Source organism: Streptomyces sp. ATexAB-D23, assembly GCF_000373645.1.
Taxonomy (GTDB): domain Bacteria; phylum Actinomycetota; class Actinomycetes; order Streptomycetales; family Streptomycetaceae; genus Streptomyces; species Streptomyces castrisilvae.
Genome location: NZ_KB892015.1, coordinates 61826 through 87860 on the forward strand (window position 1 = coordinate 61826; position 26035 = coordinate 87860).

The 26035-nt window shown below is 70.9% G+C and carries 21 protein-coding genes; 13 read left to right on the top strand and 8 right to left on the bottom strand.

Going from position 1 to position 26035, the window contains the following annotated elements; translation table 11 throughout:
• Positions 1-93 precede the first annotated feature (93 nt).
• The 3 genes from B082_RS0116295 to B082_RS0116305 all read left to right on the top strand — a co-directional run bounded on the left by B082_RS0116295 (position 94) and on the right by B082_RS0116305 (position 2045).
• Complete coding sequence (locus B082_RS0116295; protein WP_018552879.1) at positions 94-984, top strand: TIGR03620 family F420-dependent LLM class oxidoreductase; 891 nt, start codon at positions 94-96, stop codon at positions 982-984.
• An 83-nt stretch (positions 985-1067) separates the two neighbouring features.
• Positions 1068-1673: a TetR/AcrR family transcriptional regulator gene (locus B082_RS0116300; RefSeq protein WP_078622583.1), complete on the top strand. Its 606-nt coding sequence runs from the start codon at positions 1068-1070 to the stop codon at positions 1671-1673.
• 3 nt (positions 1674-1676) lie between these two features.
• Entirely contained in the window at positions 1677-2045 is a 369-nt protein-coding gene (locus tag B082_RS0116305) for a DoxX family protein (RefSeq protein WP_018552881.1), read from the top strand.
• Positions 2046-2111: 66 nt separating this feature from the next.
• On the opposite strand, the gene argJ is transcribed toward B082_RS0116305, so the two are convergent.
• Positions 2112-3308, bottom strand: a complete 1197-nt coding sequence (gene argJ / locus B082_RS0116310) for a bifunctional glutamate N-acetyltransferase/amino-acid acetyltransferase ArgJ (protein ID WP_018552882.1) — start codon at positions 3306-3308, stop codon at positions 2112-2114.
• Positions 3309-3703: 395 nt separating this feature from the next.
• Between argJ and B082_RS0116320 the strand changes: the two genes are divergently transcribed.
• The 4 genes from B082_RS0116320 to B082_RS0116335 all read left to right on the top strand — a co-directional run bounded on the left by B082_RS0116320 (position 3704) and on the right by B082_RS0116335 (position 9226).
• On the top strand, positions 3704-5497 hold the full coding sequence (locus B082_RS0116320) for a cellulase family glycosylhydrolase (RefSeq protein ID WP_026249861.1): 1794 nt from the start codon (positions 3704-3706) through the stop codon (positions 5495-5497).
• Positions 5498-5918: 421 nt separating this feature from the next.
• Complete coding sequence (locus B082_RS0116325) at positions 5919-7202, top strand: phosphatase PAP2 family protein (protein ID WP_267885834.1); 1284 nt, start codon at positions 5919-5921, stop codon at positions 7200-7202.
• 120 nt (positions 7203-7322) lie between these two features.
• A complete protein-coding gene (locus B082_RS0116330; protein ID WP_018552885.1) occupies positions 7323-7793 on the top strand; it encodes a MarR family winged helix-turn-helix transcriptional regulator in 471 nt (156 codons plus the stop codon).
• Positions 7790-9226, top strand: a complete 1437-nt coding sequence (locus B082_RS0116335) for an MFS transporter (protein ID WP_018552886.1) — start codon at positions 7790-7792, stop codon at positions 9224-9226. The genes B082_RS0116330 and B082_RS0116335 overlap by 4 nt, the downstream gene beginning before the upstream one ends.
• A gap of 231 nt (positions 9227-9457) precedes the next feature.
• On the opposite strand, the gene B082_RS0116345 is transcribed toward B082_RS0116335, so the two are convergent.
• The 3 genes from B082_RS0116345 to B082_RS0116355 form a co-directional block, all read right to left on the bottom strand.
• Positions 9458-10705 carry an amidohydrolase gene (locus tag B082_RS0116345; RefSeq protein ID WP_018552888.1) on the bottom strand — a complete coding sequence of 416 codons (1248 nt, stop codon included), beginning with the start codon at positions 10703-10705 and terminating at the stop codon, positions 9458-9460.
• A gap of 93 nt (positions 10706-10798) precedes the next feature.
• A complete protein-coding gene (locus tag B082_RS0116350; RefSeq protein ID WP_037710293.1) occupies positions 10799-11527 on the bottom strand; it encodes a DUF6215 domain-containing protein in 729 nt (242 codons plus the stop codon).
• Between the two features lie 169 nt (positions 11528-11696).
• Positions 11697-12647 (bottom strand): Lrp/AsnC family transcriptional regulator, encoded by a 951-nt coding sequence (locus B082_RS0116355; RefSeq protein WP_018552890.1) that lies wholly within the window; start codon positions 12645-12647, stop codon positions 11697-11699.
• A gap of 186 nt (positions 12648-12833) precedes the next feature.
• On the opposite strand from B082_RS0116355, the gene B082_RS0116360 reads away from it, so the two are divergent.
• Positions 12834-13349: a hypothetical protein gene (locus B082_RS0116360; protein WP_018552891.1), complete on the top strand. Its 516-nt coding sequence runs from the start codon at positions 12834-12836 to the stop codon at positions 13347-13349.
• A gap of 246 nt (positions 13350-13595) precedes the next feature.
• Complete coding sequence (locus B082_RS0116365) at positions 13596-14483, top strand: GH25 family lysozyme (RefSeq protein WP_018552892.1); 888 nt, start codon at positions 13596-13598, stop codon at positions 14481-14483.
• Positions 14484-14572: 89 nt separating this feature from the next.
• Here the strand turns inward: B082_RS0116365 and B082_RS0116370 are convergent, their stop codons facing one another.
• Complete coding sequence (locus B082_RS0116370; RefSeq protein ID WP_018552893.1) at positions 14573-15316, bottom strand: SDR family oxidoreductase; 744 nt, start codon at positions 15314-15316, stop codon at positions 14573-14575.
• Between the two features lie 112 nt (positions 15317-15428).
• Here B082_RS0116370 and B082_RS0116375 point away from each other — a divergent pair, with 112 nt between their 5' ends.
• Positions 15429-15920: an RrF2 family transcriptional regulator gene (locus B082_RS0116375; RefSeq protein WP_018552894.1), complete on the top strand. Its 492-nt coding sequence runs from the start codon at positions 15429-15431 to the stop codon at positions 15918-15920.
• A 342-nt stretch (positions 15921-16262) separates the two neighbouring features.
• A complete protein-coding gene (locus B082_RS0116380; RefSeq protein ID WP_026249863.1) occupies positions 16263-17945 on the top strand; it encodes a discoidin domain-containing protein in 1683 nt (560 codons plus the stop codon).
• 13 nt (positions 17946-17958) lie between these two features.
• Here the strand turns inward: B082_RS0116380 and B082_RS0116385 are convergent, their stop codons facing one another.
• Together B082_RS0116385 and B082_RS0116390 are read right to left on the bottom strand one after the other, a co-directional pair.
• Positions 17959-20004 (bottom strand): prolyl oligopeptidase family serine peptidase, encoded by a 2046-nt coding sequence (locus B082_RS0116385; RefSeq protein WP_018552896.1) that lies wholly within the window; start codon positions 20002-20004, stop codon positions 17959-17961.
• Positions 20005-20084: 80 nt separating this feature from the next.
• Positions 20085-23495, bottom strand: a complete 3411-nt coding sequence (locus B082_RS0116390; protein WP_018552897.1) for a CARDB domain-containing protein — start codon at positions 23493-23495, stop codon at positions 20085-20087.
• A gap of 320 nt (positions 23496-23815) precedes the next feature.
• Between B082_RS0116390 and B082_RS0116395 the strand changes: the two genes are divergently transcribed.
• Positions 23816-24619, top strand: a complete 804-nt coding sequence (locus tag B082_RS0116395) for a methyltransferase domain-containing protein (protein ID WP_018552898.1) — start codon at positions 23816-23818, stop codon at positions 24617-24619.
• 187 nt (positions 24620-24806) lie between these two features.
• Positions 24807-25499 (top strand): hypothetical protein, encoded by a 693-nt coding sequence (locus B082_RS0116400; RefSeq protein WP_018552899.1) that lies wholly within the window; start codon positions 24807-24809, stop codon positions 25497-25499.
• A 115-nt stretch (positions 25500-25614) separates the two neighbouring features.
• On the opposite strand, the gene B082_RS0116405 is transcribed toward B082_RS0116400, so the two are convergent.
• Entirely contained in the window at positions 25615-25818 is a 204-nt protein-coding gene (locus tag B082_RS0116405; RefSeq protein WP_018552900.1) for a cold-shock protein, read from the bottom strand.
• Positions 25819-26035 lie beyond the last annotated feature (217 nt).

Genomic DNA, 26035 nt, shown 5'->3' on the forward strand with positions numbered 1-26035 from the left:
CGCGCACGGCGCCATGACGGCCTGTCGGGTGAATCCCGGCCCGTATCGGGTGCGGCGGGGAATAGCGGGAGCCGGGCGCTGTTTTATCCCGGCATGACTTCTGAGACACGTGAGGTATTCGGCCGGGTCGGCATCTGGAGCGGCGCGCTGCACCCGTCGAAGGTGGACGCCGCGGGGAAGGCGGCGATCGCGGAAGCGGTCGCCGAGCTCGAAGCACTGGGGTACGGGACGCTGTGGATCGGCGGCAGCCCCTCGCCCGACGACGCCGCCGCGATCGTCGACGCCACTCGTACGGCCACCGTCGCCACCGGCATCCTGAGCATCTGGGACCACACCGCCGAGGAGGTCGCGGCGCGGGTCGCCGCGCTCGAGGCGAGCGCCCGGGGGCGCTTCGTCCTCGGCCTGGGCGTCAGCCACGGCCCGATGGTCCCCCGGTACGCGAAGCCGTACAGCGCGATGGTGGCCTACCTCGACGCGCTGGACACCGCCGAGCCGTCCGTGGGGCCCGGCCGCCGGGTGCTGGCGGCGCTCGGCCCGAAGATGCTGGAACTCGCGGCGGGCAGGGCGCTGGGCGCCCACCCCTACCTCGTCACCACCGCGCATACGGCGGAGGCACGCGAGGCGCTCGGGCCCGGCGCGCTGCTCGCCCCCGAGCTGTCCGTCGTACTTGACACCGATCTCGACCGCGCCCACGCCACGGCCCGCGCCATGCTGGCGATGTACCTGAAGCTCCCCAACTACACCGACAACCTGCTGCGCCTCGGATTCGCGGAGAGCGACTTCGACGGCGGTGGCAGCGTCCGCCTCCTGGACGCCCTCTTCGCGCTGGGCGACGCCGACCGGGTGAAGGCGCGGGCGCGGGAGTACTTCGACGCGGGCGCCGACCATGTCGCGCTCCAGGTGGTCGCCGCCGGCGGGAAGAGGGACGGCCTGCCGCTCGCCGAGTGGCGTGAACTCGCCGACGCCTTCGGCGACGAGCTGTAGCGGGCCGGCGCCCGGTCCGCGCGGCGCGGACCGGGCGCGCCACCGCTCTTGCGCCGCCCCGGCCGCGTACGTACATTGTGAACGTGTTCGGTGAACAGGTTCAGTCAACGCGTGCGGCGCAGAAGCTGCGCACCGCCACCCGGATCACGGAGACCGCCGCGCGGCTCTTCGCGGAGCACGGCTTCCAGAGCACGACGGTGCGTCAGGTCGCGGCGGAGGCAGGGGTTTCCGTGGGGGCGGTCATGGCGGTCGGGGACAAGGAGTCCCTGCTGAGCCTGGTGTTCGACCGGGCCATCGCCGACCGCATCCCTTCCCCGCCCGAGCCCCCGGAGGCGGGGGCCGCCGCCGCACCGTCGGCCGTGGCGTATCTGTCCCACTACTTCGACCCGTTCCTGGATCTGTTCGCCGAGAACGACGACCTCGCGCGCGCCTACTTCCGGACTCTGGCCCGGGGCAAGGACGAGAACGCCTCTCTGGGCGCGCTGCGCACGCTCACCGAGGACAACCTCGGCGCCGCGATGGTGAACGCCGGTGCGCCCGAGGCGCGTGCCCGGCTCGGCGCACAGGTGATGTTCGCCGCATACCTGGGCGAGCTGATGCTGCTCGCCGCGGGATCGACCGATCCCCAGCAGACGGCGGCGAGGATCAGGCACACCGCCGCGTTCGTCACCGCACAGGAAGGGCTCTGACCGATGTCGCTCTCCGAACTCCCCTCCCCCGTCTGGCCGGTGGTGGTGCTGCTCGTCATCCAGGCGGGCGACGCGGCGATGATGCTGCGCCCGCCCCGGTTCATCGCCGACTGCCTGGAAAGCGTACGACTGCCGCGTGACTGGTGGTGGGTGCTGACCACGGCGAAGACGGCTTCGGTCGTGGGGCTCGTCGTCGGCTTCAAGGTGCCGGGTGTCGCCATGACGACGACGGCCGCGGTCGTCGTCTACTTCCTCGCGGCCGCCGCCGCACACATCCGGGCGCGGGCGCTGAGCAGCGCGTTCTGGGTGAACTGCCTCGGCATGCTGGTGGTCTCACTGGCCGTACTGGTGGGCAGTTTCGTACGGGTGTGACACCCGGCCCGTGACCGCCGCCGCCCGCCACCGAGGCCGATTCCGGCCGGGCGACGGGCCGGCGTGTCAGGTCGTGTAGTCCGCGTTGACGCGGATGTAGCCGGCGGACAAGTCGCAGCCGTAGACGGTCGCTTCGGCGGCGCCGAGACCCAGCGTGACGACGATGTCGACCTCGTCCCGACGCATGGTCTCCACGAGCCGGCCGAGGGTGTCCGCCTCGGGCTCTTCGGGGTACACCGCGATGTCGCCGAACCGCACGGTGACGTCGCCCGGCACGATGTCGGTGTCGTCGGTGTTCTTGCCGATGGCCATGAGGACCCGCCCCCAGTTGGGGTCCGCACCATGGACGGCGGTCTTGACCAGCGGGGAGTTCACCACACTCTTGGCGATGCGCTTGGCCTGCGCGTGGTCGCGGGCGCGGGCGACGGTGACGCGCAGGAGCTTGGTGGCGCCTTCGCCGTCACCGGCCAGTTGCAGGGTGAGGTCCAGGCACAGGTCGGCGAGCACCTCGGCGAACAGCGCCGGGTCGACCGCCCCTGCCGCACCGTTGGCGATGACCGCGACGGTGTCGGAGGTGGAGGTGTCCGTGTCGACGCTCAGGCAGTTGAACGTACGGTCCACCGCCCCGCGCAGTGCGGCGTCCAGGTCCGCCGGGGACAGCTCGGCGTCGGTGAACACGTAGGCGAGCATCGTGGCCATGTCGGGCTCCAGCATGCCGACGCCCTTGGCGACGCCCACGATGCGGGCCTGCCCGAGGGTGCGGACAGCGACCTTCGGGCGGGTGTCGGTGGTCATCATCGCGCGAGCGACGTCCAGCGGCCCGGCGGTGAACGCGGCGACGCCGCGCTCGGCCGTCCGGTCGAAGTGCGGAAGGATGGTGGTCATCGGCAGAGGGCGGCCGATGACCCCGGTGGAGCCGATGAGCACCTCGCCCTCGGGGACGCCCAGGATCCCGGCGACGCGGCGGACGACCTCGGCGGCGTTCCGCTCGCCCTGGCGCCCCGTGGCGACGTTTGCGTTCTGCGCCAGCGTCGTCACGGCACGGAGACCGCGCCCTGCGGCGTGCCTGCGGCTGAGGACCACGGCCGGACCGGCGAAGAGGCTCCGCGTGAACATCGCGGCGCTGACCGCCGGGCGGTCGGAGGCGACGATCGAGATGTCGTCACCGTGTTCGCGCAGTCCGCCGTGCCCTGTGTACGCGAGGAAGCCTTCGGGCCAGATCGCGGTGGAGACCGCCTGAGTGAATGCATGATCATGCGTCATTCAGCATATGTTTGCAGCGAAGAGGCGGGGTGTCCACCCCCTTTTCCCGCCCACGATCACGACGGGGGCCATATCCACCCGACCCGCAGAGCCCGGGTGGTCACCCACGAACCCCCGAAGGGGCGCAGCACCCTCCACCGCGACCACTTCACCCCCGGGCTTCAGCTCATGAACACCTGACGGCCCATTGACATGCCCATGGCTCTATCGCTTTGATGGCGCCGGGCCGCCGGTCATCGACCCCAGCCTCCGGGCACCGGGACGTCGCCACGGAGGGCCGGGGCGGCGGGCGCCCGCGACAACCCCACCCCCCTGCCACGGGCGGTACGGCGCATCGCGAAGTGGGAGCGCTCCCATGCGCGCCGGGCCGTACCTCCGAGAGAGGAACCAGCACCGTGCTTCACCCTCTCCGCACCCTCCGAAGAGCCGCCAGAACCGCCGCGGTGACCGCGACGGCCCTGCTTCTCCCCCTCGCCGGCGCCCAGGCCGTCTCCGCCGCCGAGACCGCGTCCGGCTCCGGCTACTGGCACACCAGCGGCCGGCAGATCCTGGACGCCGGCGACCGGCCGGTCCGCGTCGCCGGCATCAACTGGTTCGGCTTCGAGACCGCCAACTACGTGGCCCACGGCCTGTGGTCCCGCGACTACAAGAGCATGATCGACCAGATGCGGTCGCTGGGGTACAACACCATCCGGCTGCCCTACAGCGACGACATCTTCGCGGGGACGGAACCCGCGAGCATCAACTATTCCGGCGGGATGAACAGCGACCTGGAGGGCCTCGACTCGCTCCAGGTGATGGACCGGATCGTGGACCACGCGGGCAGCGTCGGCATGAAGGTCATCCTCGACCGGCACCGCCCGGACTCCGCCGGCCAGTCGGCACTCTGGTACACCTCGGCCGTGCCCGAGTCCACTTGGCTCGCCAACCTCACGTCACTGGCCGGCCGGTACGCGGGCAACGACGCGGTGATAGGCATCGATCTGCACAACGAGCCCCACGACCCCGCCTGCTGGGGGTGCGGCGACACCGCGAAGGACTGGCGGCTGGCGGCCGAGCGCGGCGGGGACGCGGTCCTGGCCGCCAACCCGGACCTCCTGGTCTTCGTCGAAGGTGTGCAGACCTTCGACGGGGTGTCCGGATGGTGGGGCGGCAACCTCATGGGCGTCGGCCAGTACCCGGTGGAGCTCAGCGTGCCGGACCGGGTGGTCTACTCGGCGCACGACTACGCCACGAGTGTCGCCCAGCAGCCGTGGTTCGAGGACACCTCCTTCCCCGACAACATGCCCGGCGTCTGGGACACCTACTGGGGCTACATCTTCAAGCAGGACATCGCCCCGGTGTGGGTGGGCGAGTTCGGTACGACGCTCCAGTCCACCACCGACCAGAAGTGGCTGACGGCGCTGGCCGACTACCTGCGGCCGACCGATCAGTACGGGGGCGACAGCTTCTCGTGGACCTTCTGGTCCTGGAACCCCAACTCCGGTGACACCGGCGGCATCCTCAAGGACAACTGGACCTCGGTCGACACGGTGAAGGACGGCTACCTGGCCGGCATCAAGGCACCCGACTTCACCAACGGCGGCGGCAGCGGTGGTGACACGCAGGCACCCACCGCCCCGGCCGGTCTCACCGTCACCGCGACCACCGGCACCTCCGTCTCCCTCTCCTGGACGGCCGCGTCCGACGACACCGGCGTCACGGGCTACGACATCTACCGCGGCTCCACCAAGGCCGGCACGGCCACCGGCACCACGTACACCGACACCGGCGTGTCCGCCGGGACCTCGTACACCTACACCGTCCGGGCCCGTGACGCGGCGGGCAACACCTCGCCGCCCTCCTCCTCGGTCACCGCCCTCACCACCGGCTCCGGCTCCGGCGGCGACAGCGGCTGCACGGCCGCCTACACGGTGAACGACGACTGGGGCACCGGCTTCGGGGTGGACGTGACCGTGACCAACACGGGCACATCGGCCGCCGCGTCGTGGAAAGTGACCTGGACCTGGGAGGGCAGCCAGAAGGTCACCAACATGTGGAACGCCTCCTACACCCAGAGCGGGGGCGCCGTCACCGTCACGAACACCGACTACAACGGCAGCCTCGCGGCCGGCTCCCACACCGCCTTCGGTTTCCAGGGGACGCCCGGCTCCGGCGGCGTACCGACCGTGAGCTGCGCCCTGTCCTGACCCCGGCCGTCCGCGCCCCACCCTGCTCCGCAGGGAGCGCCGTAGCCCGCCCGCAGTGGCGGGCTACGTCTCATTCGGGACGTACACCTCGGCAGCCGCCACCCGCTGACGTAGGGTCCACGCCAGGAAGTGGCCGGGGTTTTCGTCCATGACCCGGCGGCCAATACTGAACCTCCGGTCAGGATTCCGCGTCCTTCCTACCAGCGATGACCAGCGAATCCCGTCCGTACCCCCTCCGCTAGCATGATCGCACCCCGGCGACCGCCCTCATCGCCCGCACAACCATGCCATCCGGCATGAAAAGCGACCTATTTGACCAAAACCTAAGACATCGGCCAGAGAATTGATATCTATAGCATCGCGGGTGTTTTCGCGAATAAACCGCCGAATACCCTTCGCTGCGTGGCGCCAACCGCGAGCGATACTGTGGACGGCGGCGGCGGTGGTGACACTCGCGTTCCTCGTCGCGCTGGAGATCGCCGCACGCCACTACGGCTTGCCGGGGCCGGTCACCACTCAGGCCCAAGAAGTGATATTCGCCCCCAAATCCGGCTTTCTGCTGTACGCCAGCATGGGTCTGATGATGGTGGTCCTCACCTGGCGGCAGCGGTTCATCGCGGTCGGTGTCGCGGCCGGAATCGACGTCGTCATCGCGCTGGTGCGGTGGGTGGCCGACGCCCCCGTCACCGAAGGCCACTTCTTCGGCAACGGCGCGCTGTGGGTGATCCTGGGGGTCGCGGTCATCGCCGTCACCCGCCGCACGGGCCAGGAACGCGTCCTGCTCCTGAAGGGCGTCGGCCTGGGTCTGCTTCTCGTCGCCGGCCGCAAGACCGGTGACACCTGGCTGCTCATCACCTCCAAGACCCGCCCCGATGTGCTCGACCAGTACATGGCGAACGCCGACCACGCACTCGGCAGCCCCTCCTGGGCCGTGGGGCGGATGATCGAGGCGACCGGCCCGGTCGGCGCCCGCTTCCTCGACTACGTCTACACGCAGCTGGCGGTGGCCGCGGTCCTCGTCGCGCTGTACCAGCTGCGCAATGTGGCCGCCGACCGGCGTTTCCCCGGTCACCACCTGGTGCGCACCTTCCTGGTCATCGGCCTTCTCGGCCCGGCCATCTACATGATCTTCCCCGTGGTCGGACCGATCTTCGCGTTCGGGGCGGACGGCGGACACTGGGCGGTGGCCAACCTGTGGCCGGACACACCGACGCCGATCGGGACTCCGCACCACATGCCCTTCGACGAGATCACGCCGCGCAACTGCATGCCCAGCCTGCACACGGCCTGGGCCACCGCGATCTTCATCCATTCCCGCAAGGGCCCGAAGTTCCTCCAGTACGCGGGCGCCTTCTGGCTGGTGGCCACGCTCGCCGCGACGCTCGGTTTCGGCTACCACTACGGCGCCGACCTCGTCGCGGGTGTGGTGTTCACGCTCACGATCGAGACGGGTATGCGCGCGCACGACCGCGGCTGGGACCGTTCGGGCATTCGGCTCGTCGCCTACGGCACCGCGGTGTTCGCGCTGCTCCTGGTGTCCTATCGCTATCTCTCGCTGGAAATGGCCCACTATCCCTGGGTGTTCGGGCCGCTCCTCATTCTGGCCATGGGTTCGGTGATTTACGGCTACGTACGGACCACCAGGCGGTGGGAGCCGAAGGCCGCGCCCGTCCCGAAGCTGGAGCCTCAGCCCGAAATGGCCTGATCGGCCCGCTCACGTCCGCGCCCGCCGGGGCAGGAACCCCTCCTGCCCCGGCGGGCGCGTTGCCGTACGGGCGCACCCACCCTGATCCACAGTCCAGACTGCGCAAGCTAACCTGGAGATATGGACGAGGTCACCCGCACCACACGCGCCACTGCCGACGGAGTCTCGGAATCGGCGGCGCGCGCCGCCCGCGAGGTGCGCGTGGTGTTCAGCCGGCTCAGACGACGGATGCGCGAGACGTACGACCCCGGCGACCTCACCCCGACCCAGACGTCCGTGCTGAGCCGGCTCGACAAGGACGGCGAGGCGTCGGTGAGCGACCTCGCGGCCGCCGAGCGCGTCCGCCACCAGTCGGTGGCCGCCACCGTCGGCGTGCTGGCCGAGCGCGGGCTCGTCGCCCGCCGCCCCGACCCCGGGGACGGCCGGCGGCAGCTGGTCTTCGTCACCGGGCAGGGCCACGCCTTCCTGGAGGACCGCCGCCGCGCCGGCGAGGGCTGGCTCACGCGCGCCCTGGAGGACGAGTGCACCGAGGAGGAACGGCGTACGCTCCTCGCCGCGACAGCCCTGCTGGAACGGATCGTCCGGGCATGACCGGGATTCTGCGGCGCATCCGTCCCGGCGGGGCGAACAGCCCGGCGGACGGCTTCGACCGGCGGCTGCTGGCCCCGATGATGCTGGGGTCGGTGCTCAATCCGGTCAACTCGTCCATCATCTCCGTCTCGCTGGTACCGATCGGCGCCGCCTTCGGCGCACCGCCCGCACAGACGGCCTGGCTCATCTCCGCCCTCTATCTGGCGACCGCCATAGGGCAGCCCGTGGTGGGACGGCTCATCGACCTCTTCGGCCCCCGCCGCCTGTTCCTGGCCGGGACCGCGCTGACCGGTGTCGCGGGCGTCGTCGGGATGTGCGCGCCGAGCCTGGGCGTGCTCATCGCCGCGCGCGTGCTCCTCGGCTTCGGCACCTGCTCCGGCTATCCGGCCGCGATGTACCTCATCCGCAGCGAGGCCGGGCGCACCGGGCAGAAGAGCCCGGCCGGTGTGCTCACCGCTCTCGCCGTCACCACCCAGACCATCGCCGTCGTCGGGCCCAGCCTCGGCGGTCTGCTGATCGGTGTCGGCGGCTGGCGCGCCACCCTGGCCGTGAACATCCCGCTGGCGGCGGCCGGCCTGTACCTCGGTGCGCGCCGTATCCCCGCGACGCCTGCCCGGCGCCGCGAAGCGGGCCACCATCCGGCGGGCGACCTGGACCTGCCGGGCATGGCCCTGTTCGCCTCGGCCCTCGTCTGCCTCCTGCTGTTCCTCATGGACCCGGGCGCCAGCACCTGGTACCTGCCCGTCCTGACGGTGTGCGCGGGCGTCGCTTTCACCTGGCGCGAGCTGCGCGCCCGGCAGCCGTTCATCGACGTACGCGTGCTCGGCAGCAACCTGCCGCTGGTCGCCACGTACGGCAGGGCGCTGCTGTGTTACGTCGTCACGTACGCCTTCCTGTATGGCTACACCCAGTGGACGGAGGAGGGGCGCGGGCTGACCGCTTCGCAGGCCGGTCTGGTGCAGTTGCCCCTGTTCAGCGTCGCGATCCTGGTGTCCACGCTCACCGGGCGGCGCCAGGCCGTCCGGGGCAAGCTGCTGGTGGGGGCGGCGGGGCAGATCGGCGCCTGTGCGCTGCTGTTCCTGCTGCACGCCGACAGCCCCGTGTGGATGCTGCTGGCCGTAGTGGTCGTGCTCGGGGTGCCCCAGGGGCTGAACAGCCTCGCTCTGCAGAACTCCGTCTACCATCAGGCCGACGCCGACCGCATGGGTTCCTCGGCGGGGCTCCTGCGCACCTTCGGCTATCTCGGCGCGATCATCGCCTCCGCCGCCAACGCCGCGTTCTTCGGCCATCACATCGATACCGTGGGTCTGCACCACCTCGCCTGGTTCATGCTCGCCGTCAGCGTGCTGTTCCTGGCGGTGACCGTGGCCGACCGGTCCCTGCGGGCCATCGGCTCCGCCGAGACGGATCGTCCTCGGCGTACCGACCGGTGAGATGGGGCCGCCCCCCCCCTCCCGCGTATCAGATCCCGGACAGGAACCGCCGCCCGTGACCGACCTGGGCCCGTTCACCGAGGCGCTCGACTGTCCGGTGTATGCGGTGACCGCCGAGGCGGGCGGTGAGCGGGCCGGGACCAGGGATTCCGGCTCCTGGCCCTGTCCGACGGGATCGGGATCGCGCCGGGCCACCCGGTGGACCGACCGCGCGGATCCGCCGGACAGGTCCTAGTCCAGCCAGGTCAGCGCGGCGACCACCAGGGCCTCCACCCCGGTGCTCAGCGTGGGCTCGACGACCGGGGCGAAGTGCGGGGAGTGGTTGCCCGGCAGCTCGTCCAGGTGTCCTTGCGCGAGCGCGGCCATGGTCTGCTCCGCCTCCAGCCCGCCCCAGAACCAGAACACGGTGGGCACGCCGAGCGTCTCACCGAACACACCGACGTCCTCGCTCGCGTTCACCTGGGGCATCGGCAGCATCCGCTCCGCGCCGAAGTACGCGGAGAGCGCCGCCACTGTCGTTCCGGTGGCCTCCGGGTCGCTGACGAGGGCCGGTGCGGAGCCGAACCAGTTCAGTTCCGGCGGCCGCACCGCACCCGCGGCCTGTGCCTCGCCGGCCACGACACGTTCGATCGCGCCTCGGACCAGGTCGCGTACGGCCGGGGTGAACGCGCGGATGTTGATGCCGAGTTCGGCGGTGTCGGGGATGATGTTGTCCTTCGTGCCCGCTTGGAGGCGCCCCACCGTCACCACGGCGGATTCGGCCGGTGGCACCTCGCGGGCGACGATGCCCTGGAGCCGGGTGACCACGTTCGCCGCCATCAGCACGGGGTCGACCGTCGCCTCCGGCCGGGAGCCGTGGCCGCCCTTGCCATGGAGCGTGACGTTCAGCGAGTCGGCGGCCGCCATGAGCGGGCCGGAGCCGTGGCCGATGAATCCGGCGGGCAGGGGGCCCACGTGCTGGCCGAGCACGATGCCGGGTTTCGGGAAGCGCTCGAAGAGCCCGTCCCCGACCATGTCGCGGGCGCCGACGGCCAGTTCCTCGGCCGGCTGGAACACCACCAGCAGGGTGCCCTTCCACTGGTCGCGGGCCCCGGCGAGCAGGGTGGCGGCGCCCGTCAGGCAAACGGCGTGCATGTCGTGCCCGCAGGCGTGCATCACCGGCACCTCGTGCCCCTCGCCGTCCGTGGCTCGGACCGTGCTGGCGTACGGCAGTCCCGTCTTCTCCTCGACGGGGAGGGCGTCGAAGTCCGCGCGGAGCATGACGACCGGGCCGGGCCCGTTGCGCAGAACGCCCACCACGCCGGTGCCGCCGACCTGCTCGGCGACCTCGTCGAACCCGGCGTCCCTCAGGCGCCGGGCCAGCAGGGCCGCGGTGCGGGTCTCCTGGCGCGACAGCTCCGGGTGGCGGTGCAGGTCCCGGTAGAAGCCGGCGAGATCCTCCCGGAGCTCCGCCAGTCCCGCGGTCACCGTCTTGGCCATGCCTCATGCCCTCCTCCGTGCCGGTTCCCGCACCGTATCCTCCGTCCGGTCCGCGGCGGGTGAGGACACCGGGCGCGGAGCGGGGTGGCCCTGTCACTTTCCGGCGGCGGCCCAGCCCTCGATCGTGGGCAGTACCGTCTCCGCGATGCGCGTCAGCGCAGCTTCGTCCGGGAAGCCGCCGTCCTCGCGCCACACCACCAGGTCGTAGGAGCCACCGCTGTCCTCGGCGTCTAGGGCCACCGTGAGGGCGTGGGCCGCAACGCCGGGACCGCTCTCGGATTCGCCGCCGTCGAACCGGAACCTGATCCTGATGGTCTGCTCGGTGTGGAGGAACGCCGGGTGACCGAGAACGGTCCGCTTCCGCGCGTCCCGCAGGTAGGGGCCGGACCCTGCCACCGGGGAACCGTCGTAGGTGACCGACAGGTGCACGGTGTACGTGTCGAATCCGACCTCCGCGGTGGGGTGGGCGATGTCCTTGCCGCCGGGGAGTCCGATGGAGCCGTCGCCGCCGTGCGCGGACAGCGGGATCTCGCCGGGGACGCCGAGCAGGCCGGCGAGATCGGCGCGGTTCAGCGCCTCGCACAGTGCCGCACCGGAGACGCGCCGCGCGCTCCCCGGGCCGGTCGCGGACGCGTCCGGGGTCTTCGAAGACTCGTCGGCCGAGCAGACGGCGGGTGAGGGCGTGTCCTCGGCGGCTGAGGTCTTCGCCGTCAGCCAGAACCCGCCCCCGAGCATCCCCACCAACGCGACGGCCGCGATGGCCTGACTCCACGCGCCCGGCTTCCTCTCGGACGCGCTGACATCTACGGCCGTGTCCCCCACCTGCGCTGATCTCCCGTTACATGCCCGGGGACCCTAACCTGTGATGATCAAGCGGACAAGGCGGATTCGTCCGGTACGGCACGCCGGTTCCGGCCCCCGGGCACGGACCGTCAGAAGTCGCCCCGCGCGCCGAGCCGCGCCGGACCGCTGACCGGCGGGCGGGCTGCGGTCAGAGTTCCGGGGCGGCGCGTTTGACGTAGGACGTGATCAGCGCGGATTCCAGCCGGTCGACACCGTCGAGCAGGCCGAACCGTTCGGTGAGGTACGTGTCGAGGGCCGCGGTGTCCCGGCAGACGACGATGACGACCAGGTTGTGGGGGCCGGTCGTGGTGGCGACGAAGGCCGCTTCGGCGTCGTCGCCCAGGGCGCGGGCCACGGAGCCGAGGCGGCCGGGTGCGACGGTCAGCCGGAGCATGCACTGCACGGAGAAGCCGAACAGCCCCGAGTCGATTTCGACATCGAGCCGGAGGACACCGGAGCGGCGCAGTTCGTGCAGTCGGCGGCGGACCGCGGATTCCGACCAGCCGACCTGCCGGGCGAGGTCCGGGTAGGCGGCGCGGCCGTCGGCCGCGAGGGCGGGCAGCAGCCGGCGGTCGAGGTCGGTGAGTTCCACCGGCCGGGCGTCCTCGGTGGCGTCGGGTGTCAGCGCGGCGATCTGTTCGTCGGTGAGCGCCAGGGTGCGGCCGATCCACCGGCGGTCCATGACGGGGCGCAGGAGCCGGTGGGCGTCGATGTGGGTGATGTGCGGCAGGCGGCCCAGTGAGGCGAGGGGTGCCGGGCCCTCGTCGGGAACGCGGAAGACGCAGACGACCTCGGTGCCGCTCGACAGGACGGCCACCCAGGCGGTGTCGGGCCGGTGGGCCAGCGCGCGGGCGAGGGCGGTGCTGCGGGAGGGCGGCAGGTGCAGGCGTACGAGCCATTCGGCGTGGCCGAGGCGCCGGCTGTCGGTCACACCGGCCACGCGGGCGATTCCGGCGGCCCGGAGTTTGCCGAAGCGCCGGGCCACGGTCCGGTCGGAGACGCCGAGGACGTCGGCGATCCTGCTGAAGGGGGCCCGGCCGTCGAGCTGGAGGGCGTGCAGGAGCCGCAGGTCGAGTGCGTCCAGCGTGACCGAATCCATCCGGGCAGTGTAGGCCGGTGTCGGATGCCGTCCGGGCCGGGCACATTGGGGCCGGGGCGGGGGCCGGGCGGGGAAGCATGGCGTCGTGCCGGGCCGCGCGGGGCGGCCGCGGATCCACCCGTGGAGCGCGAAGCCGCCGGTTCGACCCCGGCGCCCCATGCTTCCCCTGTCTCTCGGAGGACATCCATGTTCGAATCCCTCCTGCTGTTCGCCGTTCCGGCACTGGTGTTCCGGCTCCTGGGCATCCTGGGCATCCGCCGGTTCACGACCTGGCGGGCCGCCGTCGTTCACGGTCTCGCGGCGCTGCTCGTGGCGAGCGGGGCGGCGCACTTCGTTCCGGACGGCGGGAGCCTGATGCCCAGCCATGACGATCTGACGGCCATGGTCCCGCCGTTCGTACCGCTCCCCCACCTCGTGGTGTACGTGACCGGTGTGCTGGAGCTCCTCGGGGCCGCCGGGCTGGTCCGGACGGCGACGCGCCCGGCGGCCGGGTTCTGCCTGGCGGTGCTCTTCGTGCTTATGCTTCCAGCCAATGTGTACGCCGCCATGGAGGACGTCCCGCTCAACGGTGATCCGGCCACCCCGTTGTGGTTCCGGGTTCCCGAGCAGTTCGTCTACATCGCCGTCGCGCTGCTCGCGACCACGGACCGGGGCACCGGCCGCACGGTCCGCGGGCGGCGCGCCGAGGTTTCATGGAGGTGAAATTTCTCGCCGGGCCGCGGCAACACCGCAGTTCGGCGGCTTCTCCACTGGTCCAGACCTCAGAGACCGGCCCAAAACCCTTTACGTCACAGTGGAGTTCATGCGTCACTCGTGACGTGCACCCGTCAAGGCAAAGGCCGTTTCGCCGCACCGACTGATGCACGCCCCCGGATCAGACAACGCCGTTCCGTATCTCTTCACGCTACGCGAGTAGACCATTCGGGTAGCCCACACCAGGAGGCCTCCTTGTCCCGCACCCACAGCCGCAGACCCGCACTCCGCAAGCTGGTGGCCGCCGGAGCCGTCAGCCTCGGCATGGTGCTCGTTCCCGCCGTCTCGGCGGCCCCTGCCTCGGCCCAGCCGGCCACACCGGCCGGCGCGACCATCCCCTTCGGCGACGGTTACATGGGCGCCGGCTATCTCGGGGACGGCAAGACGTTCGCACCGGACACCCGCGAGCTCCAGCTGGATGCCGGGAGCTCGGTCTCCGTGCAGGCGACGCAGCTCCCGGGTATCGACGTCTCGCACTACCAGGGTTCGATCAACTGGTCGTCGGTGAAGTCGGCGGGCATCAAGTTCGCCTACATCAAGGCCACCGAGTCCACCACGTACAAGGACCCGAACTTCAACACCAACTACGTCAACGCGTACAACGCGAAGGTGATCCGGGGCGCGTACCACTTCGCCCGCCCCAACCTGTCCACCGGTGCGGCGCAGGCCACGTACTTCGCCGGCCACGGCGGGGCCTGGTCCCGGGACAACCTGACGCTTCCCGGCATGCTCGACCTGGAAGGCGGCTGCTACGGCAAGTCGGCCTCGGCGATGCAGTCATGGATCCTGGACTTCTACAACACGTACAAGGCGAAGACGGGGCGCGACGTCGTCATCTACACCAGCGCGAGCTGGTGGAACTCCTGCACCGGCGGCTGGAGCGGCATGTCCGCGCGCAGCCCGCTGTTCACCGCGCACTGGACAAGCGCGTCGAGCCCCGCCATCCCGAAGGGCTTCTCGCACTACACCTTCTGGCAGTACACCGACTCCGGTTCGGTGAGCGGCATCTCCGGTGCCGTGGACCGCGACCGGTTCAACGGCGACGCCAGCAGGCTGCTGGCCCTGGCCAACAACACGGCCTGACGAACGACTGAGCCGTCGCTCGGAACAGAGGGCGGCCGCGCGGTGCCGGGGCTCGGGGCCCGTGCCGCGCGGCCGCCCTTCCCGCCGTCTCAGCGGGGACCGGCGGCGAGCCACTCCTTGTACGAGGTGGGGGCGATACGTGCGCCGGGACCGGCGATGAGGACGTCACCGTCGACAGCGGCGAACATGCCCGCCTCGTCGTCGGTGACGACGGTGCGCCGGTCCTGGCGGGCGGCGAGCGTGAGGCGCCCGAGCTCGTCGAGGGGAAAGACGTCGGGGCCCGCGACATCGACCGTCCCGTCCAGCGGCGCGGCGGTGGCGACATCGGCGAGGGCGGCGACCACGTCGGCCGTCGCGATGGGCTGGACACGCGTGCCGGGCAGGCGCACGGTCTCCTCGTCGGAGGTCCACGACATGACCGCGTCCATGAACTCGAAGAACTGCGTGGCGCGCACGATCGAGTACGCGGTGGGCCCGTTGCGCAGGAGTTCCTCCTGGAGCGTCTTCGCCCGGTAGTAGTCCAGCTGGGGCACCTGGTCCACCCCGACGATCGAGAGAATGACCTGGTGCCGTACACCGGCCCGCTCGCCCGCCGTCAGCAGGTGCCCCATGCTCGCGCGGAAGAAGTCGGGGGACGCCGCGTCGAACGTGGGTGAGTTGGTCACGTTGACGACCGTCTCCGCACCTTCGACCGCCGCGTCGAGCCCCTCCCCGGTGAGCAGGTCGACTCCGGTCGACAGGGACGCGGGGACCACCGTGTGGCCGCCCTCGCGCAGCCTGGTGACGAGCTGGGAACCGATCAGCCCGGTTCCGCCGATGACTGTGATCTTCATGGTCGAGCCCTTCCGTGAGCCGAGCGCGGGCACCCCGGCACCGCTAACCCGGACATACATTGTCCGTGATTCTACTCGGATAGTATGTATCCGAGTAGAGCGGGAGGGCGACATGAAACTGTCCGGCGGGGTGGAATGGGCACTGCACTGCTGCGTCGTGCTGACTGCGGCGAGCGAACCGGTGCCCGCTGCCCGGCTGGCCCTGCTGCACGACGTCTCGCCCAGCTACCTGGCCAAGCAGATGCAGGCACTCTCCCGGGCCGGCCTGGTCCACTCGGTACAGGGCAAGACGGGCGGGTACATCCTGACCAGGGACGCCGCCAGGATCACCGTCCTGGACGTGGTGCAGGCGGTCGACGGCGCCGACCCGGCCTTCGTCTGCACCGAGATCCGCCAGCGGGGGCCCCTCGGGACGCCGCCCGAGAAGTGCACGGCTCCGTGCCCCATCGCCCGCACCATGGCCGCCGCCGACGCCGCCTGGCGGGAATCACTGCGAGGGGTCTCCATAGCGGACCTCGTCGGCTCGGTGGAGGAGACCAGCGGGCCCGGGGCGCTGCCCGGCATCGGGACGTGGCTCAACGCGGGGAGCGACGCGAGCGGCTGAGCGAGCGCACCCGCGAGCCCGGCCGTCCAGCTCGGTGCGGCCCTGACGACAGGTGCCGCCACCGGCCTGTCGGTGCCTTGCCCAGGGCCGCCACGGCACCCAGCCTGCCCGCCGGCGGCCCGCCGGGCCGAACCGGTGAGCCGGTCCGCTCCGCGTCACGGAGGTTCGCCATAGCGAGGCACACCGCGGTTTTGCAATGCTTGCGCGAATAATTTCAAGCTTGGCGTCGAGTATTGCGGGCGCATTCTCGCGTCGTTACGATCCCCGGCATCGAGTCCCGGTCTGCTGCCTGCCCATGCAGGCGCGTCACGGCGGGAGTCGGCCTAGCCGGAGGAGATCCAGATGGGTTTAACGCGCCGCACGTTTCTGCAAGCCGCCCTCTCGGCCGGTGCGGTGGGCGCGGTCGGGGGCACACAGACCGCCCTCGCCGGGCCCGCGTCAGCGGCCGGCAGTCCGCCGGGTGATGTGGTGGGCAAGGTCACCGTCGGCTACCAGGGCTGGTTCGCCTGCAAGGGCGACGGCGCGCCGATCGACGGCTGGTGGCACTGGACCCAGGACTGGGGCCGTTCCCCCTCCCCGTCGAACACCGGCATCAAGTGCTGGCCCGACCCGCGCGAGTACACGCATCCCTACCCCACGGCGTACGGCAGCCTCGGCAACGGGCAGCCTGCGACGCTGTTCTCCTCGTACGACCAGCAGACCGTGGACACCCACTTCCGGTGGATGCGGGAGTACGGGATCGACACCGCGGCCCTCCAACGCTTCAATCCGACCGGGGGCGAAGGCCCGACCCGGGACGCGATGGCGGCGAAGGTGCGGTCCGCGGCGGAGTCGAACGAGGTGAAGTTCTATGTGATGTACGACGTCACCAACTGGGACGGGATGCGCTCGGAGATCAAGGCCGACTGGACCGGCAAGATGAAGGCGCACACGGCGTCCCCGCAGTACGCCACCCAGAACGGCCTTCCGGTGGTGTGCGTCTGGGGCTTCGGCTTCAACGACACCAACCACCCGTTCTCCGTCGAGGAGTGTCTCGACGTCATCAACTGGTTCAAGGCGCAGGGCTGTTACGTCATCGGCGGGGTGCCCCGGGAATGGCGGACCGGCGGGGCCGGCAGCCGCACCGGATACGCGGACGTGTACCACGCCTTCGACATGATCTCGCCCTGGATGATCGGCGCCATCGGCAGCGCCCAGGACGCCGACAACGCCTACACCACCTACACCCTCGGCGATGAGGCGGACTGTGCCGCGCACGGCATCGACTACCAGCCGTGTGTGCTGCCAGGCGATGTGTCCGCGCGCCAGCGCGCGCACGGCGATTTCATGTGGCGGCAGTTCTACAACATGTGCCGGGCCGGAGTGCAGGGCATCTACATATCGATGTTCGACGAGTACAACGAGGGCAACCAGATCGCCAAGACCGCTGAGTCCCGGGCCTGGACCCCCGTCGACTCGGGGTTCCTGGCACTGGACGAGGACGGGACCGCCTGTTCCTCCGACTACTACCTCAGGCTGACCGGAGACGGCGGACGGATGCTCAAGGGACTGATCGCCCTCACCCCCGTCCGCCCCACCCCGCCCACGGCGGACTCCGCCGGTGACACCGACCTGGCCCTGCGGCGCCCGACCGCGGAGAGCAGCCGCACCCAGGGCTACGGCTCCGGCAACGCGGTGGACGGCGATCCGGACAGCTACTGGGAGTCGGCGAACGACGCCTTCCCCCAGTGGATCCAGGTGGATCTGGGGGCTGTCACCGCGGTGCGGCGGATCGTGCTCACCCTGCCTCCGTCCAGTGCCTGGGAGGCCCGGTCACAGACCCTGTCGGTGCAGGGCAGCAGCGACGGCGGCGGGTTCGCCCCGCTGCTCGCCGCCTCGGACCGCGTATTCGACCCCGCGAGCGGCAACCGTGTGACCCTGACCCTCCCGGCGGCGGTCACCACGCGCCTGCTGCGGCTGGTCTTCACCGCCAACACGGGGTGGCCGGCCGCCCAGCTCTCCGGGTTCGAGGTGTACGCCGCCTGAGCACCGGCCGCCCTCAGCCGGTGGCCGGCCCGGTCCGCGGTGCGAGGTGGTGCCACAGGAACGTATGCACCAGCGCGCTGTTGTGGGCGGCCTGTTCGTTGTCGCCGGCGCCCGCGTGGCCGCCACCGGTGTTCTCGTGCAGCAGGACCCGGTGGCCGAGTGCGCGCAGCCGCGCGGCAGCCTTCCGGGCGTGGCCGGGGTGGACCCGGTCGTCACGGGTGGAGGTCGTCAGGAGCACGGGCGGATAGTCCTGGTCCGCGGAGAGCCGGTGATACGGGGAGAGGTCCATGAGGTGCGGGCGGTCCTCCTCCCGGTCCGGGTCCCCGTACTCGGCGATCCAGGACGCGCCCGCGAGGAGCTCGTGGAAGCGGAGCATGTCCAGCAGCGGCACCCGGGCGACGATCGCGCCGAACAGATCCGGGTAGCGCGTGACCATCGCGCCCATCAGGAGGCCGCCGTTGCTGCCTCCGACGGCGCCCAGCATGGCCGGGGTGGTGAGGCCGCGCGCGACGAGGTCCGTGGCGACGGCCGCGAAGTCCTCGAAGGCGCGCGGCCGGTCCGCGCCGAGGGCGGCCCGGTGCCAGCCGGGACCGTACTCTCCGCCGCCCCGGATGTTCGCCATCACATACGTCCCGCCGCGCTCCAGCCAGGCACGGCCGGTGACCCCGTTGTAGGAGGGGGTCAGTGACACCTCGAAGCCGCCGTAGCCGTAGAGCAGGGCGGGCCCGGGGCCGGTGGCGGAGCGGTCGGGGCCGATCACGAAGTAGGGGACGCGGGTGCCATCCTTCGAGGTGGCGAAGAACTGCCGCGCGGTGAGTCCGGCCGTGTCGAAGTGGGAGGGGGCCTGCTTGAGGATCTCCGGCTCCGCGCCGATCCGCCCGTGGTGGAGGGTGGCCGGCTGGAGGAAGCCCGACACGTCCATGAAGTACTCGTCGGAGGTGTCCGCGTCCGTGTCCACCACGGAGAGGGCCGACAGCTCGGGGACGTCGGCGAGCGGTGCGCGTTCCCAGGTGCCGGGGGCGGGGGTGGGTGTGAGGACCTCGACGCGGGTGCTGACGTCCCGCATCGTTTCGAGAATCAGGTGGTTCCGGGTCCACGTGTGTCCGGCCAGCGCGGTCCGTTCGTCGGGCGTGAACAGCACCTGGGCAGTGCGGTCGCCGGCCAGGAAGGCCTCGAAGCCGAACGCGAGCAGGGAGCCCGCCGGATGCCCGAGCCAGGCGGTCTTCAGAGCGACGATCAGATGCTCGCGGTGGGCGTACGCGCGGGCGTCGTCCGGGACGTCGATGCGGACGGGGGCGGTGCCGGGGGCCAGCAGGTACAGCTCGCTGCTGTGGAAGTCCGGCGAACGGCTGACGAAGCTGCGTTCGAAGCCCGGGGTGGCGTCGTGCAGGCCGCTGACCGACACGTCGCGCGGGTCGCCCTCGAAGACCACGGTGGCCTGTTCCAGGGGTGTGCCGCGCCGCCAGGTGCGTACGGTCCTCGGATAGCCCGAGTCCGTGAGCGAGCCCGGTCCGAAGTCCGTGCCGATGAAGACGGTGTCCGCGTCGATCCACTCGATTTGGGTCTTGGCCTCGGCGACCCGGAAACCGCCCTCGACGAAGGTCCGGGTGGTGAGGTCGAACTCGCGGACGACCACGGCGTCGCCGCCGTCGCGCGACAGGCACACCAGCGCACGGCCGTAGTCGGGCCGCCGCACCACGGCGCCGTCCCAGATCCACTTCTCGCCCTCGGCGGCGGCGAGCGCGTCGATGTCCAGGAGGACCTCCCAGGCGGGTGTCTCCTCGCGGTACTGCTCAAGCGTCGTACGCCGCCACACACCCCGCAGGTGCTCGGCGTCCCGCCAGAAGTTGTAGAGGAACGCTCCGCGGCGCCGGGTGTACGGAATCCGGTCCGAGGCGTCCAGCACATCGCGCAGGCGCTGCTTCAGGGGGGCGAAACCGGCTCCGGCGGCCAGTGCGTCGGCCGTCTCGGCGTTCCGCTCGGCCACCCAGGCGAGCGCGGCGTCGCCTTCCACGTCTTCCAGCCACAGGTACGGGTCGTTGTCGATCACATGCCGCATTGTGCCGGACCGCGTGTCGCGCCCCGGACGCGCGGTCCCCGGCCGGCACGCCGCTGACGCGTGCCGGCCGGGTTTCCGCGCTATTCGTGGGTGACCGTCCGGCCGGCCAGGCCGGCCTGTCCGTTGATGACGAACTGTGAACCGGGTTCGACCACCACGTCGCCGTCGGCCGAGCCGGTGATGGTGACATCGGTCAGGGTCGCACTGCCCCTAGCCCCTCCATGGGCGAGGATTCCGGATCCGTTGACGGAGTTGTCGATGCGGACGTTCGAGATCTGCGCCCCGGGCACGGCGCCGCCGCCCGACTTGAACTGGATCCCGTCGTAGGTCGAGTCATGGATGTCGGTGTCGCGGATCGTGACCCCCGGGATGTCCTGTCCGGCCGCGAAGAGTGTGATCGCCCCGAACTCCTGGGCCTCGCCCCAGAACGCCCCGCCCGTGCGGTGCAGCGCGTTGTTGGCGATCAGCGTCTGCCCGGAGAAGGGCAGCGGGTCGTGGTCGGTCGCCAGCATGATCCCCGGGTAGTTCATCGTGTCGGAGATGATGTTGTTCTCGATGGTGTTGCCGTAGCCGCCGTAGACCGCGATTCCGTTGGCCCTCCAGGGCAGCTGGATGGTGTTGTTGCGGAAGTGGTTGTCGTGGCCGATGTCCACCGAGGGGTTCTTCACGTACTTGCTCGACCACACGGCGAGGGAGTCGTCGCCGGTGTACCTGAGCGAGGAGTTGTACACCGTGGAATTGCGGGTGCCGTTGGCGAAGTTGATGCCGTCGGCGTACGTGTTGCGGATGCGCATGCCCGTGAACTCGACGCCGTCGGCGGGGCCCCAGAGGTCCGGGATGTTGTCGTAGTCGCGTCCGACCCACACGCCCACGTTCGCGTGCTCGAGCCACACGTTGGTGATCTTGGTGTTCTTGCCGAAGCGGCCATTGAGCCCGACGCCACCCTCGGCGTTGCCGTCACCGCCCCGGATGGTGCCGGAGCCGAAGATCGCGATGTCCGAGATCTTGGTGTTGTCGTCGATGTCGAAGCCGAAGTTGCCCTCGTGCGGGTGGTTGATGCCGCCCGCGTCCTGCGGCGGGGTGAGCGTGTAGAGCTGGGAGTGCCACATGCCGGCGCCCCGGATCGTGACGTCCCTGATGCCCACCTGGTTGTACTGTCCACGGTCGAGCGGGTCGTCGGTGAGGATCTTCTGTTCCTGGCGCCACTGCCCCGGCGGAATCCAGACGCAGCCGATGTCGCCGTTCTGGTTGGCCGTCACCGCGCGCTGGATGGCGTCCGTGTCGTCGATCCCGTCGTTCGGAACCGCTCCGTAGGCCGTGATCGAGGTGCACCCGGCCGGCTGCGCGGTGGGGGGCGCCACCTGCTCCAGGTCGATGAGGTCGATGATGTAGAAGGACGCCGAGTCGTCCGCGTCGCGCTGGAGCCGGAACTTCGTGCCGGCCGGATAGGTCTCGCCGAGCAGCGCGTTGGACTCGTCGAACAGTCTGCGGGCGTCCGCCTGCGGCTGGTTGGTCAGGCCCTCCGGGCTGTCCGTGTCACCGTAGAGCCAGCTGTGCTTGGAGGAGAGGGTCAGCTTCCGGACGAAGGTGTCATTGGCGTACAGGCTGATCGTGGCCTCCGTGCCGCCGCCGTTCGGGGCGTCGGGGATGGAGTTGCGTACCACGATCGAGTTCGACGGGACGGTCGATGTGACCTCGACGTACTGGCCGGTGGAGTCCAGCCGCACGGACTGGCGGCCGGAGGACTCGGTGGCGAAGTTGGTGTGCCCGAAGGTGCGCTTCTGGTCGGACTTCAGCAACGTGCCCCGGTAGTCGCCCGCTTCCGCCTCGTACTCGGTGTACGGGACCGCGGCCCCGCGGCCGACCACGATGGTGCGGGAGAAGACGTTGTTGTTCTCGTTGGTCTCGGTGACGGCATCCGTCGCGTCCGCCGTGGCGGTCAGAGTGGCGCCGCCGCTCTTCGCGGTCCAACTGCCGGTGACGGCAACGGAGACGGTGCCACCGGCGGGAATCGCCCCGGTCTCACCGTTCAGCGTGGTGCCTTCCACGAGGAGCCGGGTGACCGTCGGGGTGCTGACGTCCGTGGTCCCGCGGTTGTGCACGGAGACCGTGAAGGTGACGGCGGCCCCCACCGCGGGGTTCGAGGGGCTGGGCGTGATGCCGAGCACCTCCAGGTCCGGGCCCGGACTCTGGGCGATCACGAGCTTCGACGCCGCGGTGCGGCTGTTGTTGCTGTTGTCCTGCTCGATGACCGTGTCGGCCGGGTCGACGACCGCGGAGAGGCTGTACGCGCCCATCGGGTGCTTGCCCACGTCGACCCGCACGGTGGCCGAGGCTCCGGCGGCGAGCCCGCTCACGGGTGCGCTGCCGGCGACCACGCCCTCCAGGCTGACGTCCAGCGTCGTCGCGGTGGACGCCGCCGTACCCACGTTGCGCACGGTGGCGTCCACCGTGACGTCGTCCGACTCGGACGGCGAGGCGGGAGACCACGTCAGCTCGGTGACGGTGAGGTCCGGGTTGGGAGCCGCGGTGCCGACCACCTGCATCTCGGCGACCTGGGCGCCGGGGGCACCCGTATTGGCGAAGAACGTGAGCCGCACGTCCGCGTACCGCCCGCTCACCGGGATCGTCACCGTGTTCGCGTTGTCCGAAGGGCTGAACGCGTAGTCGGCCCTGTCCTTCAGCGAGGTGAATCCGGTGGCGGACTGGGCGCGTCCGAGCACCTGGATGCTCTGGGTACGGGCCGCCCAGGCCTGGTCCGGGGAGAGCTTGACGACGACGGCCTCGACATCGGCGTCGGCGCCGAGCTTCACCGTCAGGGACGCCGGGTATCCGTTCGACTCCCAGTACGTGCCGGACTCGCCGTCGTTGGCGTTGGCCGGCACGAAACTCTGCACGGACGACGATGCCTCGATGGGCTTGTTCAGCGCCAGATTGGAGCCGACCGCCGGGGAAGGGCCGGAGTCGTCGCCGGAGTCCTCACCATGCACCTCGACCTGGGAGAGCTGAGCCGCGTCCCAGCCGCTGTTGGCGGTCACCCGCACGCGGACGTACCGGGCCTGCGTCGCGGCGAAGCCGATGGTGACGGTGTTGCCCGCCTGAGGGCTGAACGCCCGTGCGGCCGGGGCGGACAGGGTGCTGAAGCTGCTCCCGTCCGTGCTGCCCTCGATGCCGAGGGTCTGGGTCCTGGCCTCCCAGGCGGCCGGCAGCTTCAGCACCACCTGGTCGACGTCGAACCGGCCGCCGAGGTCGATGCGGACCCACTGCGGGAGCGTGCCGGAGCCCTCCCAGTACGTCTGCTGGCTGCCGTCCGTGACGTTGGACGCCGGGTAGGCGCCGTGCGCCCCGCTCGTCGTGACCTGCTTACCGAGTGCCAGGTCGGGATTCTGCACGGTCGCCGCCGATGCGGCGCCCGGCACGAGCCCGACGGTCATCAGCGCGGCTGTCACCGCGCCGATGACCAGCCGCCATCTGTATTGCTTCCATCTCATGCTGTCCTCTTGTTCCGTGGGCCCCGGGACCGGGCGGGCACGGGCAGGCGTCACCGTTCCGCACGACGCGTGGTGCGCCCTGCGGAAGGCGTGGGCCGGGCGCGGGCTTCCGGTACACCGAGGGGACGATCGGGGACGCCGGCAGGAGCGGGACTACCGCACCTGCCGGAAACTCACGCTCATTACCTAGATTTTTGAGTGATCCAGTCAATAATTTGCGGTGCTGCGGTGACAGGTTTCTAGCAGGCGACGTTTTTGTCAACGGTTCGCGCAGCGGCTGTCGTTGACCGGTGGGTGCCCGCCTCTGCCAGACTCGCCCCATGGCTGAGAACGACCCCGAGCACGGCTACCTGCTCGACAACCGCCAGACCGAGGCAGGGATCCGCTTGGGTGCCCTGGGCGAGCTCTTCGATCCGGTGACGTTCCGGCATGTCGACGCGCTCGGGATCGGCGCCGGCATGCGGTGCTGGGAGGTCGGCGCGGGCGGGCCGTCCGTCCCCCGGGGCCTGGCCGAGCGCGTCGGCCCTGGCGGAGCGGTGGTCGCCACCGACATCGACGTGTCCTGGACCCAGGACGCGGCCGGAGGCGTCATCGAGGTGCTGGCGCACGACGTGGCGGCCGACCCCCCGCCGGGCGGCGGCTTCGACCTCGTCCACGCCCGGCTGGTCCTGGTGCACGTCGCGGACCGCGCCGAGGCGCTGCGCCGGATGGTCCGGGCGCTGCGGCCCGGCGGCCGGCTGCTCCTGGAGGATGCCGACCCCGGGCTGCAACCTCTGCTGTGTCCGGACGAGTCCGGTCCTGAGCAGCGGCTCGCCAACCGCCTCCGGTCCGGCTTCCGGTCCCTGATGGCGGCGCGCGGAGCCGACCTCGCGTACGGCAGGACCCTGCCCAGGCTGTTGCGGGAGGCGGGTCTGGAGGACGTCCGGGCCGACGCGTACTTCCCGATCACCTCACCGGCGTGTGCGGTCCTGGAGGCCGCGACGGTCCGGCAGATCCGGGGCCGTCTGGTGGCGTCGGGGCTGGCCACCGACGAGGAGATCGAGCGCCATCTGGCGAACGTGGCCACCGGGCGCATCGACCTCGCCACCGCGCCGATGATCTCCGCGTGGGGGCGCCGCCCGTAGCCCCTGTCCCGGGGTGGTGCGGTTTGGGGGCGCGTTCATCCCTTCGGCTGGACCTTGGCCGTAAACGCCGCGGGCCGCGTCGGCTCTGATGGTGAATGGACGCGTATGCCGGATTCGGTACGACGGGCTCCGGCCCGTGACCGGTGTCCGGCGGAAGCCCCCACAAGCACAAGGAGCGTGAACCACCGTGGACAACGCAGACAGCGAGCCGCAGAGCGTGCAGAGGGTGTACGCGGAGCGGTTCGCCGCCGACCTCGCCGCCAACCGCTCGGAGCAAGGAGAACTCACCGCCCACATCGCGGAGTTGCAGGCGCGTGTGGGGCAGCTGAAGGAGGACGAGAGCTGGCTCGCGGGGATGCGGGCAGGGCTGCCCGGTGAGGCCGCGCCACGGCCGTCCCTCACCGCGGAGGCCGGCACCGCGGCCGTCGGCGAGGACGCACCGGCCACCGGAGCCGTCCCGCAGCCACGGCCGGCCAAGGGTTCGCAGACGACGGCCGCCCGCCCCGGGCCCGCCGGCAAGGCATCGGCCGCCACGAAGGGAAGCCGTCGCAAAGCACCCAGGAAGGCGGCGGAGAAGAAGGGGGCCGCGGCGGGCGCTCCCGGGACCTCCGGTGCCCCGCTGCACCAGCTCATCCACGCGCTCATGCCGGCCGGTGAGCCGCAGTTGGCGCGCGAGGTCCACGTGGCCCTGGCGAAGGCGCACCCGGATCGCAAAACCTCTGTTCAGGTGGTGCGAAACACCCTGGAAACCCTCGTCAAGAAGGGCCTCATCGGCAAGAGGATCCAGAAGGGGGCGGCCATGTACACCGCGGCCGCGCCGGCCGGCACGGCGCCGACGGCCGGACAGCGGGCTCGCGCGGGGGCTGCGGCAGGGTCCTGAAGCGGCCACGGCACAACCGGGTCGCCTCGCACCACCGGCGGCGCGAGGCCGGCACCGACGCGGTCCGGCCCCCTCGGAGCGTGCTCCGAGGGGGCCGGGCCGTTGTGCTGTGGCGTCAGGCGGCCGTGATGTTCTCGGCCTGCGGGCCCTTCTGGCCCTGCGTGATGTCGAAGGTCACCGCCTGGCCCTCCTGGAGCTCACGGAAGCCGGTGGCGTTGATGTTCGAGTAGTGCGCGAAGACGTCCGGCCCGCCGCCGTCCTGCTGGATGAAGCCGAAACCCTTTTCGGCGTTGAACCACTTGACGGTTCCGCTGGCCATGCCGGTGCCTCTCAGTCGATATCGGGAGCCGCACCACGCGGTCCCAGTGGCGTCGTGGTCCACCCTGCACAGCAAGGCGCCCGCGCCGGAGCACGGGCAGGTTCGGCGAACCACGACTTCCGGCAGTGACGCTACATGGCGAAACCCCTCTCCACCAGAGAGCAACGAGTTCGCGTCGCACCGGAATACGAAGGAAGCCGCTGATGGGGCGGCGCCC